At 49.2% G+C, this 14,757-nt stretch carries 10 protein-coding genes and 1 pseudogene; 4 read left to right on the top strand and 7 right to left on the bottom strand.

The genetic code is table 11. From position 1 onward, the window contains the following. Positions 1 to 30: 30 nt before the first annotated feature. Entirely contained in the window at positions 31 to 1,731 is a 1,701-nt protein-coding gene (locus ABIC22_RS02770) for a methyl-accepting chemotaxis protein (protein WP_354478051.1), read from the bottom strand. A 335-nt stretch (positions 1,732 to 2,066) separates the two neighbouring features. Between ABIC22_RS02770 and ABIC22_RS02765 the strand changes: the two genes are divergently transcribed. Next, positions 2,067 to 3,464: an L-cystine transporter gene (locus ABIC22_RS02765; protein WP_354478048.1), complete on the top strand. Its 1,398-nt coding sequence runs from the start codon at positions 2,067 to 2,069 to the stop codon at positions 3,462 to 3,464. Positions 3,465 to 3,689: 225 nt separating this feature from the next. After that, the gene (locus ABIC22_RS02760) at positions 3,690 to 4,373 is read left to right on the top strand and encodes a queuosine precursor transporter (protein WP_127538252.1); all 684 of its coding nucleotides are present in this window, start codon (positions 3,690 to 3,692) and stop codon (positions 4,371 to 4,373) included. Positions 4,374 to 4,503: 130 nt separating this feature from the next. On the opposite strand, the pseudogene ABIC22_RS02755 reads toward ABIC22_RS02760, so the two are convergent. Continuing rightward, positions 4,504 to 5,593: pseudogene (locus ABIC22_RS02755) on the bottom strand (M24 family metallopeptidase). Positions 5,594 to 5,921: 328 nt separating this feature from the next. On the opposite strand from ABIC22_RS02755, the gene ABIC22_RS02750 reads away from it, so the two are divergent. Then, positions 5,922 to 7,127, top strand: a complete 1,206-nt coding sequence (locus tag ABIC22_RS02750) for a PQQ-dependent sugar dehydrogenase (RefSeq protein WP_354478045.1) — start codon at positions 5,922 to 5,924, stop codon at positions 7,125 to 7,127. A 170-nt stretch (positions 7,128 to 7,297) separates the two neighbouring features. Here the strand turns inward: ABIC22_RS02750 and ABIC22_RS02745 are convergent, their stop codons facing one another. After that, positions 7,298 to 8,029 carry an MBL fold metallo-hydrolase gene (locus ABIC22_RS02745; protein ID WP_354478042.1) on the bottom strand — a complete coding sequence of 244 codons (732 nt, stop codon included), beginning with the start codon at positions 8,027 to 8,029 and terminating at the stop codon, positions 7,298 to 7,300. A 53-nt stretch (positions 8,030 to 8,082) separates the two neighbouring features. Beyond that, positions 8,083 to 8,580, bottom strand: coding sequence for a hypothetical protein (locus ABIC22_RS02740; protein ID WP_354478039.1), 498 nt, complete (start codon positions 8,578 to 8,580; stop codon positions 8,083 to 8,085). A 138-nt stretch (positions 8,581 to 8,718) separates the two neighbouring features. Between ABIC22_RS02740 and ABIC22_RS02735 the strand changes: the two genes are divergently transcribed. Then, positions 8,719 to 9,582, top strand: coding sequence for an SDR family oxidoreductase (locus ABIC22_RS02735; RefSeq protein WP_354478036.1), 864 nt, complete (start codon positions 8,719 to 8,721; stop codon positions 9,580 to 9,582). 111 nt (positions 9,583 to 9,693) lie between these two features. On the opposite strand, the gene thrS is transcribed toward ABIC22_RS02735, so the two are convergent. From thrS to ABIC22_RS02720, 3 genes are all read right to left on the bottom strand, one after another. Then, positions 9,694 to 11,625 carry a threonine--tRNA ligase gene (thrS, locus tag ABIC22_RS02730; RefSeq protein WP_354478033.1) on the bottom strand — a complete coding sequence of 644 codons (1,932 nt, stop codon included), beginning with the start codon at positions 11,623 to 11,625 and terminating at the stop codon, positions 9,694 to 9,696. Between the two features lie 474 nt (positions 11,626 to 12,099). Further along, positions 12,100 to 13,866: a sensor histidine kinase gene (locus tag ABIC22_RS02725; RefSeq protein ID WP_354478030.1), complete on the bottom strand. Its 1,767-nt coding sequence runs from the start codon at positions 13,864 to 13,866 to the stop codon at positions 12,100 to 12,102. Further along, positions 13,863 to 14,624: a response regulator transcription factor gene (locus tag ABIC22_RS02720; RefSeq protein ID WP_354478027.1), complete on the bottom strand. Its 762-nt coding sequence runs from the start codon at positions 14,622 to 14,624 to the stop codon at positions 13,863 to 13,865. The genes ABIC22_RS02725 and ABIC22_RS02720 overlap by 4 nt, the downstream gene beginning before the upstream one ends. Positions 14,625 to 14,757 lie beyond the last annotated feature (133 nt).

Raw genomic sequence — 14,757 nt, 5'->3', positions numbered from 1 at the left:
ATGGTTTAATGTTATACCTGGATTGTTATTTTAGTTAATTTTGAATTTCTTCATCGCAGACTGAAGTTCCATGGCCTGTTCATGCAGATGACGAACCGTACCCGAGTGGGAATCCATCTCACTGAGCTGATGCTCGGCGGTAGAAGCAATCTGCTGCATGCTCTCGCGTGATCTGGATGTAATCTGTGCTGTCTCTTCAACAGATGCACTAACTTCCTCTGCGCCTGCGGAGACTTCCTCTGTGGAAGCAGAGACGTTCTGGATGGTCAGGTTGACGTTCTGGATCAGTTCGTTCAGCTGCTGGAAGGCCGTTCCCGCTTGTTGAACGACATGGGTACCAGACCCGATTTCCTGGGTTACCCGGTTCATGGCACTCACCGAACGTTCCGCATCCTCCCGAATGGTTCCGAGATAATCGGCGATTTCCTCCGTGGCTGTTTTGGACTGTTCCGCCAGCTTGCGGACTTCACCTGCTACGACAGCGAATCCCCGGCCATGCTCTCCGGCACGTGCTGCTTCAATGGAAGCATTAAGGGATAACATGTTGATCTGTTTCGTAATTTCAAAAATGGATGTAACAATCGTGCCGATCGCTACGGAACGTTCATTCATCGTCTCCACGTAACGCAGTGACTCGTTTGCCGTCTGGCCGACACGTTCCATTTGCTGCACAGCATCCTGTGCGAGACGGTTACCGTTGACGGCTTCATTTGCAGCTTCACCAATCTGCTCCGATACTTCAGCAGCAGAAGAGGCAATATGCATGATGCCCTGCGTAATTTCTTCCATGGCTCTCGCATTCTCGGCAGCGCTTGAAGCAATGGTCACACTGCCTTTCTCCGCGTCTTCCGCAGAGCGGCTGGAGTTTTTGACCATACCGGACATGGACTCCACCCGTCTTAACAGATCATCGGAGCCTTGAACCACTTCATTGGAGGTAGACAGTGCACGGCTGATCATTTCCTTCAAATTGTGGGTCATCGTTTGGAAGCTTGCGGCGAGCTGAGCAATTTCATCTTTGCCCTTGATTTGCAGCTGGGCGGTCAGGTCACCTTGAGAAATCTGTTTGCTGTGTTGTACGAGCTGGATGATTGGTTTGGTTACTCTTTTGATCATGCTGGCTGAGATCAGCCAACCGAGCACGAAGACGAGTGCTGTGATACCCAGGCATAACCAGAAGATCTGAACGTTTTTATCCTGAATGAACTGGGCATCCATACTTACTGCCATGATCATATTGCTGCCCGCAATCGGAATAAAGGCTGCTTTATGTACGCCGAAGGAATCGGAATAAACGTCACTGATAACCATTTCTTTGCTTTCTACTGCCGTATTCATCGCGGATTGCACGCTGATTTCATCTCCGGCTTTCATTTCTGAGGCTGCGTTAGCAATGACAACCGTTGCTTTGCCTTCCTGGATGGATACAACGTAGGATGCATCCAAGTTATGTTCTTTTGCTTTTTCAGCTAGATAGGATTCAACCGTCAGAGCGGCACCTTCAGAACCCGCACCGCCACTCTGCACCTGCAAAATCTTGGAGGAGGAGACGTTCTTATATATATCCTGGATGGACGTGTTCAGGACCTTGTCGAACTGTGGAAGCACATAGCTCTGCATAATATTCATGGATACAGCATAGAAACTGATACTAAACAACAGGGAAGCGACCAGTAGAACGAGGAACAGCGTGCCTCTAATTTTGCCGGCAACCGTACGATTACGAAACATAGGATCATCCTTTCACGTCATGTTCATTAACATTTGTCGCTTTTCCGTATCGTAAGACTATATACCAACGAAAAAAGGCCTAATTTTCACGTTGAGAAAACTTGGGAATAAGCGGATATACCTATATTACAAAATTAACCGGGGGTTGAATAGAAGAATTTTCATTAAACGGTGAATTTTTTTCAGAAATTCTTGAATGTATTACATGCATATTACATAATATCAATTAATACCTACCAGAATAGTTTGATATATGATATATTGTTCAATGTCGCATAAAGCGAATAGAAAAAAACCGTTCAATCGGTATGCACATTCTGAGGAGGATTTACAAGATGGATACTTTTCTAGTCATTCTGAACGTAGTGATTATGCTCGTTCTTCTAGGCGTCCTGTATTGGATGCAAAAGAAACATATTTCCTTTACCAAGCGTGTATTCGCGGGTTTGGGAATCGGGGTTGTGTATGGCGTCATTCTTCAACTGATATACTCGTCTAATTCTGACATTGTTACCAAGTCTGTTGACTGGTTTAATCTTGTCGGTTCAGGATATGTTAAATTGCTGCAGATGGTCGTGATTCCTCTCATCATGGTTTCCATTATTTCGGCCATCATGAATTTGAAAGGCAAGCAAAACCTCGGTAAAATGAGCTTCTCGATCATTGCGATTCTGCTCATTACGACGGCTATTGCGGCAAGTGTAAGTATCGTAACAAGTCTGAGCTTCAACCTTACTTCCATTGAAATTGAAGGCGGGGACAGAGAGCTCGCGCAGGGGCAGAAGATGGAGGAACGTCTTGTTGATGTACAGGATCAAACGATTCCGCAGCAGGTTCTGGAATTCATTCCTTCCAATCCATTTGCAGATATGACCGGTGAACGCCGCACATCTACTCTTGCTGTTGTTATCTTCTCGGCATTTATCGGTGTGGCAGTACTTGGACTGGATCGCAAGAAACCACAGCAGGCGGAAACGTTCCGAGGCATGGTGAATGCGGTATATGCAGTAGTCATGCGGATCGTAACGCTGGTGCTCAGGCTGACTCCATACGGGATTCTAGCGCTCATTACGAAAGTAACGGCCACCACGAATCCGGATGAAATCCTGAAACTCATCAAATTCGTCATTGCTTCCTACGTTGCCTTGATTGTGATGTTTATCATCCACCTGATTATTATCGCGCTGTTCGGCTTCAATCCGTTGACGTATGTGAAAAAGGTTCTGCCAACCCTGGTATTTGCCTTCACATCCCGTTCAAGTGCAGCTGCAATCCCGCTTAACGTGGAGACACAGACGAAGAAATTGGGCGTATCCGAAGGTATTGCGAATCTCTCGGCAAGCTTCGGGGCTACCATTGGTCAAAACGGCTGCGCCGGGATCTATCCGGCCATGCTGGCGGTGATGATTGCTCCTACGGTCGGTATCGACCCGATGAGCTGGGACTTCATCATTACGCTGATCCTGGTTGTCGTGATCAGTTCATTCGGCGTAGCCGGTGTAGGCGGCGGGGCAACCTTCGCTTCCCTGATCGTATTGTCCACGATGAATCTGCCAGTTGCACTCGCAGGCTTGCTGATCTCGGTTGAGCCGCTGATCGACATGGGTCGTACGGCACTGAACGTGAACGATTCGATGACCGCTGGTCTCGTATCCAGTAAAATCCTGAAAGAGAATGATCAGGATACATTCAATGATCAAAGCCGTGATCTGGATTCCGCTGTTCAAGTATAATCCGGCCTCCATAACTTGGATGGCTTATGCGCAGCAGTAAGCCAAAATCAGCCGTTCTACGGGTTACCCGTAGGGCGGCTTTTTTTACATTATCGCAGATTGTCTTTATTTAGTGCTGTTCAATGGATAGGAAATGTGATAGAGTATTCATGTTTTGGCCCCAGGCCAGACCGCGGTTCGTAACCATCCCGCGTAATCAAAACTAGGAAGGCAGTGTATGTATTTATGTTTAATTTGGGTTGGGGAGCACTTTTTGTTCTCGTAACGTATGGTTTTTTCCTGTTGTGTTACCGTCTGTTCGGTAAAAAGGGTCTGTATGCCTGGATTGGTGTCGCTACGGTTATAGCCAACATTCAGGTGACTAAAACGATAGATATTATGGGAATTGTACTGACGCTTGGCAATACGATGTATGTCAGCATGTACCTGACCAGTGACCTTCTCAATGAGAAGTATGGATCGGGTGAAGCGCGGAAGGCCGTATGGTTCGGATTCTTCACGCTAATCATGACGACAGTACTGATGCAGATGGTCATCTTCTTCGAACCGGCACCGACGGACTTTGCGCAAGAGTCGATGGAAACCTTGTTCGGACTGCTGCCGCGTCTGGCACTCGGAAGTTTGACAGCGTACTTCATTAGCCAGTTCCTGGATGTGCGATTGTTCAGTATGCTGCGCAAGGTTGCACCTGGGCGCAATCAGTTGTGGATTCGTACCAACGGCAGCTCGATCGTCAGTTCCTTTGTGGATACGTTGGTGTTCTGTACGATTGCATTTGCATTTATCTATCCATGGGACGTCTGGCTCGAAATCTTCCTGACAACGTACATTATCAAATTCGTGTTGACCGCGGTGGGTACGCCGTTTATATACGCAGCGCGTAATTTTAAAATCAAGGATGAAGTCTAATCCGATCTCGTCTACATCCATATTCATTCGAGTATGGTTGTTAGCAACGTAACAAGTCTTATAATGAGAATAACCCGCAAGCCATATGGATATGGTTTCGCGGGTTATTTTTAATTGTAAATCTTAAAGGTTAGTCTGTCAGGATCTGCAGTTCTTTTGGATAGGAAGTCAGCACTTCAACTCCGGTATCTGTGACAAGAACATCGTCCTCAATTCGTACTCCGCCTGCAGGGGTATAGATGCCTGGTTCAATCGTGAATACGGTGCCTTCCTGCAGAAGATCCATATTCTGTCCATGCAGGGAAGGATACTCGTGCACATCAATTCCCAGACCGTGTCCAACACGGTGCATAAATCGTTCGCCGTATCCGGCATCTTCCGTCACCTGACGTGCTGCACGGTCGATATCGGCACAGGCTACGCCTGGCTTAACTGCAAGAATGGCAGCTTCGTTTGCGGCAAGCACGGTATTGTAGATTGTTTTCAGTTCAGGAGAAATGTCACCAAAAGCAAATGTACGCGTAATATCAGATGCATACCCTGCAGCGTATACGCCCATATCAAACATCAGCAAGTCGCCATGCTGCAGCTTGCGTTCACCCGGTTGTACCATGCGGCAGGCCTGTCTTGGGTCCGGTAAGCACCATGGTATCGAAGGAGGGACCATCTGCACCCAGTTTCTTCATCTGATATTCCATTTCAGCGACCAATTCAATCTCAGTTACGCCTGTGCGTACATGGGACAGTCCCAGGCGCAGGGTTTCTTCAATAAGATGAATGGCATGGCGGATGCGGGCTACTTCGTCCGGTGTCTTCTTGACGCGCAGTGTACGGAGCAGAGGACCGACATCCTCGAAGTTGACTGCACCAAGGGCAGCGGTCAGCTGCTCGTAACGCGCAACGGTGACGTATTCTTTTTCAAGGCCCATCCGGCCGAGGCGTCCCTGATAACGTTCGAATAATGCATAGGGATTATCGGTATCGGTATGAGTTGCGATATGGGTTACCGAGGAGGCAGCTGCAGCAGCTTCAGCGTCCAGGGCAGGCACAATCAGTAAAGGTTCCTCGCCACGAGCGAGAACAAGACCGAGAAAACGTTCATGCGGGTTGCTTGCAAAACCAGTTAAATAGTAGATATGTTTCGGATCTGTAATCAGCATGGCGTCCAATCCTTGTGCAGACAGATCAGCTTCCAGACGGGATAAAGGGCTTTGGTTCATATGTGTATAGCTCCACCTTTCAGTTCTTTCTATCCTTCTATTATAGAAGAATATTGAAAAATGCCAAAGGGAAGTGATGGAGAAGCTTCATTTATTGTGGTTAAATTCCCGTTTAGGCGAACGGAGAGAGGGGTAAATACAGGGCGAAACGACCATGAGGATGGTTGACCGCTAACGGTACAAATAACGCTACAAATACAGATACCGGTAGAGATACCGATTGAGGACAGAGATAGAGGACAGATACGGAGAATAATTATCCTTGAACATATCGCAGCGGCATTTGGCAGATTCAACTACACTCAATTCAATAGAAGGAGATGAGATGATGAATAACCGAGTAAGTGTTCCACTATACGCTTCGCTGTTAAGTATGGCACTGCTGACGGCCTGTGCTTCAAGCGATCCTTCCACAGAATCGCAGCAGGTGTCTCAAGGTCAAGGCACAGGTCAGGGAGAGAGAGCAAATGGAGGCAATGACAAGGCGAGTACCGGGGAAGAAGGAACACAGGAGAATGCGGTTATCCCGTATCAGGCTTCGGTCCTGGCCACTGGACTGAACGCACCATGGGAATTGGTAAGCGTGCCAGACGGACGAATGTTTGTTACGGAGCGTCCTGGAACGATACGGGTCATTAAGGATGGAGAATTGCAAACCGAACCACTTATTGCGTTTGAGGCTCCGTTCAATGAAGAGGGAGAAGGGGGCTTGCTCGGTCTGGCTGCAGATCCGGACTTTGAGAATAACGGTTATCTCTACGCCTACCATTCCTACCTTGAAGGGGACGAGATCGCAAATCGGGTATTGCGCTTGAAGGTGAATGGAGTTCAAGCCGTGATCGACAAGGAGTTGCTTGGTAACATCCCTGGCGGGACGAATCATAATGGTGGCCGCATCAAGATTGGTCCGGACAACATGCTCTACATTACAACCGGTGAGCGTTATGAACCGGAACTCGCACAGGACCAGAACAGCTTGGGTGGCAAAATATTGCGGATTGGTCTCGATGGATCGATCCCTGCAGATAACCCGGGGCCGAATTCCCCTGTATACAGCATGGGACACCGGAATGCCCAGGGTCTTGCATGGAATCCGGATAATAAGTACCTCTATGCTACCGAGCACGGTCAGCGTAACTACGATGAGATTAACCGGATTGAAGCAGGGGAGAACTATGGCTGGCCTGAAGTTGAAGGCGATGAGGATGACAATGGTACCTACCGGGCTCCGCTCACTCATAGTGGTGACGATACATGGGCACCATCGGGTATTGCTTTTATAGAGGAAGGACCGTGGGCGGGTTCACTGCTTGCGGCTAACCTGAGAGGCGAGCAATTGCTGCATATTACCCTGTCCGAGGATGGTACACAAGTGGAGAAGGTGGAGCCCATTTTTGAAGATGAGTGGGGACGCATTCGTAACGTGACTGCCGGAGAAGACGGGAAGTTGTACATTCTGACGAACAATCGGGACGGAAGAGGAACTCCGAGGGATGGGGACGACCACATCATTGTGCTAACACCGGAGAATTGAGCTCCTGCATCCGGGTTCCATTACTAGTATCGGAGCTCAAGCATGCTTCTAATAGAACCCGGTTCCTGTTCGTTAAAATAGAAAAAGGGGCGTCCCGCCAAGTTCATGACTTTGGGACAGCCCCTTGATTGCTTTATATAGGGAAGCACATAGCAGATGGATACTGCCAATTAATCCGTGCTTTCTGCAAGTTTGGCGATATGCGCGCTTGGTTCATTTGTGTATTCGCCGCCATGGTAACAGAGCACTTTGTTCAGTTTCAGGCCGGTCAGTCTTTTCAAACTTCTCAGCGCTTCAGGCATGTCCGGTGTTGCAGGCGGTGCAGGTCCGACCAGTTCATCATCCACGACACGCAGTTCGTCGGCAGCCAGCAGGAATTCCGATTCACGGAAGTACAGGCAGATATGCCCCGGGGTATGTCCAGGTGTATGGATGACCTGAATTCCGCCTTGAAGCGGCAGCATGTCCCCATCTTCCAATACTCTGCTGATCTCGATCTCAGGCAGCTGGGAGAGAAGCTGATCGGCCTGGGTAAGCACAGGTGCGGGAAGCATGGCTCTTCGTTCAGGCGTGAACTTGATCAATGGCTTTTCACCTTTAATATAGGGAATCTCATCCGCATGTGCCCAGACCTCAAGTCCAGGTATCGCATCCAAAAGGGCACCTAGGTTACCGATATGGTCAATGTCCTGATGTGTCAATATGATGCGTTTGATATCAGCCAGCTGTACGCCTTCCTGCTCCAGTGCAGACTCCAAACCCTCGAATTGGCCGATCATGCCGGTGTCCACGAGGGTGATGCCGTCCTCATCGCGCAGCATGACGGGGTATATCGGGTTGTCTCCCGAAGGCGTGGGAATATGGAGATGCAGCACAGTTAAATCTGTTGTCTGATTATTCATAGGTTTCCGGATCGAGTCCGGTCCACCTCCTTTTTGGATGTTATAGTTTGCGTTTATTCTGGACGAAGATATTTTAAGTGTTTTCTGTACTTCTGGATCGTATCCAGCATCGCTTCAAAGGTTTGTTCAGCCTGCATGCCTTCTTTGACGATGGAGTCAAAGGAGAAGTTCTCATGAATGAGCTTGTTCCTCGCCTGGAAGACCTGACTAAGAGCCTGTTCCATGTTTTCTTTCCCAGGTTTCAGGGCGATCTGTTGTTTATTTAATTCAGCCTGTATGATCTCCATATTGGACCGTGCACGGTAAGCAGGAGTTTTCATCAGCTCGGTCGAATTAAACTTTTTTTGATAGATGCTCTGATATAGCTGTTTTAACATGTGTTCAAGAATGGAGCAGCATTCAATGACAAGGGATGCATATCTTCGATGTTTGCGTTGATCCCATTGCGGTGAATCGAGTGCCTGTCCCATATGATGATACTCTTGTTCCAGTACCTCGATTTCAAGCTTTGCTTCTTTTTTGATTTTTTTAAAATCGTCTTTGGTCAGCATACCTGTCCTCCCATGGAAACCAAGATGTGATAACTTCATTATCTCATATTGTTACTCGGAGTGCCTCTTTTCCGTGGGAGACAGGATGCTGTTCCGTTCATCCAATAATTGAACCTAGGTTCAGAAGGGAAGTATCCGATGTCCATGAAAACAGCCATTGTAACCGGAGCTAATTCCGGCATGGGGCTCGCAACCGCCATTCAACTTGCAAGGCAAGGCTATAGGGTGATTATGGCCTGCCGCAGCGAGAAGCGCGGACAGCAGGCTCTGCAAGAGGCCCTGCGTGAGTCAGGCTCTACTGCGATTGAGCTAATGCTGTGTGATCTGGGTTCCACCCAGAGCATCCGCCATTTTGCCCGCTCCTTCCGCGAACGCTACAGTACGCTTGACGTGCTGGTGAATAATGCCGGCGTGGTTATGCTGAAAAGACAGGAGACCTCGGATGGTTTTGAGCAGAGCATCGGCATTAACCATCTGGGACATTTTCTGCTCACATTGCTCCTGATCCAGCCTTTGCAGGCTGCAGAGCAGGGACGAGTCGTGAATGTTTCTTCCGGTGCGTACAAAGCAGGCAAGATTCACTTCGACGATCCGCATCTGCTGAAGGGCTATAACCCGATTAAGAGCTATGCCCAGTCCAAGCTGGCCAACGTACTGTTCACCCGTGCGCTGTCCCGCAAAGTGGCAAATAGCCGAGTCACGGTGAATTGTCTGCATCCGGGTGCAGTTGGAACAAGCATCGGCGTGGATCGTAATACCGGTTTTGGTACACGTATCATGGCCTTTATCGGCAAGCTTCCCTTTTTCCTGTCTCCCGAGGAGGGGGCACAAACGGCGATTTATTTGGCCACCAGCCCGGAAGTAGCAGAAATAACAGGACGCTACTTTTATCAAAAGAAAGAGCAGAAGCTCAAAGCACATGCCGTCGATGATGCGGTAACTGAACGTTTCTGGACATGGAGCGAACAGCAGGTTGGGCTGAAGCCTGATGAAAAATTGTGATGAGCCTAGGCTGAGGTGCAGGACCAGTCTTCACCTCAGTAAATGATCAAAGGTGATCATAGTACACTCATCTGTTTATATCATCTGCGTTAACTCGCTAAGATAGACATTTTAGGCTTTTGCTTGCACAGCTTGCTGTACTTCCTGGATGAATGCTTCAATGCTCTGAACGCCTTGATCTCCCTGACCGTATGCGCGGACAGAGGCAGACAGGGCGTTTTTCTCATTTTCCCCGAGTACGAGCGAGTAAGGCACTTTTTCCATCTGAGCTTCACGAATTTTGTACCCTAGCTTCTCGCTGCGCAGATCCGTTTCAACCCGAATGCCTGCTGCTCGCAATTGACTCTGTACCTGCAGCGCATAATCCGCATAGTGATCGGATACCGGGAGCAGCTTCACCTGAACCGGAGCGAGCCATAGTGGAAACGCACCCGCATAATGCTCAGTCAGAATACCAATGAAGCGATCAATGGAGCCATAAATGGCACGATGGATCACGACCGGACGGTGTTTCAGGCTGTCCTCGCCAACATAAGTGAGGTCGAATTTCTCCGGCATTTGAAAATCAAGCTGAATTGTTCCGCACTGCCAGCTGCGCTTCAGCGCATCGAGAATATGGAAGTCAATCTTCGGCCCATAAAAGGCTCCGTCTCCTTCATTGATGCGGTATTTCACGCCGCGCCGATCCAGTACATTTTGCAGTGCGCGTTCCGCCTGATCCCATAGCTCTTCCGACCCCATGGAGTCTTCGGGACGAGTGGATAGCTCAATTGTGTATTCAAAACCAAAAATATCGTACATGCGTCCGATCAGGGATATCGCCTGGTTGATCTCTTCCTCAATCTGTTCCGGCATGACATAGAGATGGGCATCATCCTGACAAAATGTCCGTACCCGCATCATGCCGTTCAGTGCACCCGAGAATTCATGACGGTGAACCTGGCCGAATTCCATCATGCGAATGGGAAGCTCGCGATAGGAATGAAGACTATTTTTGAAAATCAGCATATGCCCAGGGCAGTTCATCGGCTTCAGTGCAAACGTAGCGTCATCCACTTCTGAGAAATACATATTGTCCTTATAGTGCTCCCAATGCCCTGATTGCTCCCACAGACGATTGTTCATCATCAGCGGAGTTCGAACCTCCTGATACCCTTCCTGCAGCTGCAGCTCGCGTGAGAATTGCTCCAGCTCTGTACGGATTGTCATGCCTTTCGGGAGATAGAAGGGCATCCCTGGCGCTTCCTCCGAGAACATGAACAGCCCCAGCTCTTTGCCCAGCTTGCGATGATCCCGCTTCTTGGCTTCCTCCAGCATGTGCAGGTGATCGTCCAGCTGGGCTTTGCTTGGAAAGGCAGTGCCGTAGATACGCTGCAGCATTTTGTTGTTCGAATCGCCCCGCCAGTAAGCCCCTGCCACATTCAGCAGCTTGAAGGCTTTGATCCGGCCAGTGGACGGAAGATGTGGGCCCCGGCACAGATCAAAAAATTCCCCTTGATCATAGATTGAAAGCTCCGCATCCTGCGGCAAATCATGGATCAGTTCAAGTTTATACGGATCCTGAATCTCTTCGAACAACAGAAGGGCTTCCTCACGGCTAACCACCCGCCGGCTGATCTTCTCATTCTCCTGTACAATCTTGTTCATTTCCCGCTCAATGGCAACCAGATCACTGATGGACAAGGCATGTTCCAGATCCACATCGTAATAAAAGCCATCTTCAATGACGGGGCCAATCCCCAGTTTGACTTGTTCCGCACCGTAGATACGCTTGAGTGCCTGGGCGAGGACATGCGCAGTAGTATGACGATAACGATACAGTCCTTCCTCGCTGTCCAGTGTAACAATGACGAGTTCACAGTCCTGTTCAAGCTTCATGTTCAGATCAACGTTAACACCGTCCACAATGCCTCCGATGGCCTGTTTACCCAAGCTAGTACTGATGGACGAAGCGACTTCTCCGACACTTATGCCTGCCTCGTACGAACGAACTGCTCCACCTTGAAGGCGAATCTCAATAGGGTTACCTTGTTGATTACTCATGCAAACCACTCTCCAATGTTTGAAATGGAAGCGCAAAAAAACACCCGTCCCGGAAAAGGGACGAGTGCGCTCAGCTCGTGGTTCCACCCTAATTTGGTTATGAATATCCCCTGCATCGGCCAGCCGCCGCAAAACAGGAAAGATCATAACCCTCATTGGGATCCGTTATCGGGGATCAGGCGGTGAACACTACTGACAACCGGACGAAACTTTCATCGAAAGTCCGCCAAGCTGAGGTTCGAGGCCACGGCTGCAGAGGGGTAATTCCGCTCCGTTCGCTGAAGAAGGTTTCACCAATCCCTTCTCTCTCTGGGCAGCACGCAAACGAAATCATGTCTCTGGTCATCGCCAATATGCAAAGTTATTGTCAGTTCATTTGGATTGAAATGAACTTGAGATCCATATCAATATATTGGAACAGGTGTTATTGAGTGTCGATTATATAGACTGAAAATCAAAAGGTCAAGCGGAGTTTTATTTCGCTTCATTCGAATGACGATCCCATATCAAACGTATGGTGGTTCCCTGGTCCGGATGGGATTGAACCTCGATTCGGCCTTTCATGGCCTCAATCAGCCCTTTGGTTACCGCCATGCCGAGGCCTGATCCGACATCGGATGTCGCCGTATCCGTGCCGCGATAGTATCGTTCGAACAGCCTCCATACCGTCTCCTGATCCATTCCGCGGCCATCATCGGCAAATTGAATGAGGAAGTCGCCGGCCTGCTCACCTGGCTCAACACGAACGGTCAGCTTCGTCTGTGGTGGATTGTGCAGCAGGGCATTGGCGGTGAGATTATCGACAATTCGTTCGAAGGACGGGATATGTACATAACCCTGCACCGCGACTGTGGCAGGTTGGAATGTAATACGGCCTTCTCCATAAGCCGGGTTACGCTCGGCACGATGTACAAGATCCTGAAGTAGCGCATTTACGTCTGTTTGTTCAATAGGGGGTTGGTATCCACCGCTGCGCAGCCGGTATGTCATGGACAGGTCGTTCACCAACCGGTCCATGTACATGGATTTATCCAGCATGATGCCTGCAAATTCCCGTATTTCTTCGGAGGTCCAGTTGTATTTCTCAGCTTCCAGCATGTGCGCATATCCCTGGATGGAGGACAGGGGTGTCTTCAGATCATGAGTTATCCCAGCAATCCACTCCTCGCGCAGAGAGTCGGTCTGTCTGCGGAGTTCTTCATCACGTTTAAGTGTGCTCGACAACGACTGGATAGAGTGCAGCACTTCCGCATATACCCGATATTTTTGACGCCATTTCCCGTTACGCTTCTGGCTGCGTGGCTTGCCCCGGGTGCCAGCCGGCTCTTCGTAGTGTCCACGTTCAAGCCGCTGCAGCCATTGAAGCATATGCAGCATGGGATAACCGAAGCGATTGGCATACCAGAATGCAAGCAGCACAAGCAGGATGATGATGGATACCAGAAGTGCAGCCAGGGCAGGACCAAAAATAAAACCGAAGGGATTCTCGTTCATGCCAGCCGGACTGCTCGCAAGAGGAACACTCAGCATCCAGGTTAATTGATCCTGTTCATCATAGATAGTTACCGTGGTTATTCCGTACCTGGTGGGGTATCGTGTGCGCAGAATCAGGTCCTGAATGCTGTAGCTGTCAGGTGTGCCAAGTGCAGGTTTGTTGAAAGAAGTAAGGATATGTCCCTGCTCATCCAAAATCTCAAGATAGGCGTCCGCCGAGCGAAGGATGTCCTGCTGCTCGGAGGGCAGTACAAGCTTGCCGTTGGCATAACTTCCATCGGTGTAGATTTGATCCAAAATCGTTACCGCCTGATTGCTCTCCCCGTACAGCAGGGTGAAGTTGATCCCCTTTCTTTCCCGAATGAGCAGATAGAGCTGGTAGGGAAAGGGCTTTTTCCCCTCCCAATAGGATAGAAGTTGTCCGGGTTTATAGTGATTCGGGACATCGGAAGGGGTGTGAAAGGCATCCACCACACGGCCTTGCTCATCGAGAACCTGAAGCCAGCCGTTGTTCTCCTCCACACGCTTTAGCAGCGCGGGATCATATTGAACGGTACCGTCCGGCAAAATCTCTGCGGTACTGATCAGCTGTTCGAGCCCGACAGAGGCAAAATCGTCAACAAGGCTGGCTTCATTCAACTGTTGGATGACCCAATATGCGATACTTCCACCGAGAACCAGGATCAGAATTACAGCACCCGCAAGCAGGCCAATGAATCGTGTCATCAATCTGCGGCGTATGCTCATCTTCGGAGCTCCGCCTCGGGCTGAACGAGCTTATATCCCAAACCACGGACATTCACCAGCAGTTCAGGGCTGGAGGGATCGGCTTCAATACGCTCACGAATTCGGTGAATATGAACCATGACGGTGTTGTCATCACGGATGGCCTCCGAATCCCATACCCGCTCATACAATTCGGATTTGGTGAAGATTCGATTGGGATGTTTGCAGAAAAAGAGCAGCAGCTGATACACCAGAGCCGGACACCCTACGAGCTGACCTTCGACCCTGAGTTCACCGGCGTGCTCGTTCAACTGAAAGCGTCCGTAATCATATATCCCTTTCTGCGGGGAAGGGGGTGACGGATTTGCGTCATAATTCGGAAGCAGCCTGCCTGATTCTGTCTGTCTGGGCAAATACCGCTTCAGCAGTGATTTCATCCGTGCGACCACTTCAAGTGGATTAAATGGTTTAACAACATAATCGTCTCCCCCAACCGCGAAGCCGGTCAACTTGTCATAATCGGTTGTTTTGGCGGTTAAAAAGAGAATCGGTGCATCGGTCAATTGGCGCAGAAAAGGACAAATTTCCAGCCCGCTTCTGCCTGGCAGCATGACGTCCAGCACGATACAGTGATAGGTCTTGTTCTCACATGCAGCAATAGCATCTTCACCTGTGGTTACCGTGTCAATATCCACGAATTGCTCCTTGAGCAGAACCGTTTTTAACATATGTAAAATCGCCTGTTCATCATCAACAAGCAGGATTGAAACGTTATCCATGACGTAAGAGATCCTCCTGATTTTTATGTATATATTAGTGGTTCCTTATGTTCATCTGCGTTGGTCTATCTAATCTATCATACCATTCATAAGGGCCGTGGAGCGTGTTTGTAACCTTAACAGAATCTTAATT

Source organism: Paenibacillus sp. PvP094 (assembly GCF_040546835.1).
GTDB classification, from domain to species: domain Bacteria; phylum Bacillota; class Bacilli; order Paenibacillales; family Paenibacillaceae; genus Paenibacillus; species Paenibacillus illinoisensis.
The sequence above is the reverse complement of the archived record's forward strand: the minus strand, read 5'-3'. Positions and strand labels throughout refer to the sequence as shown.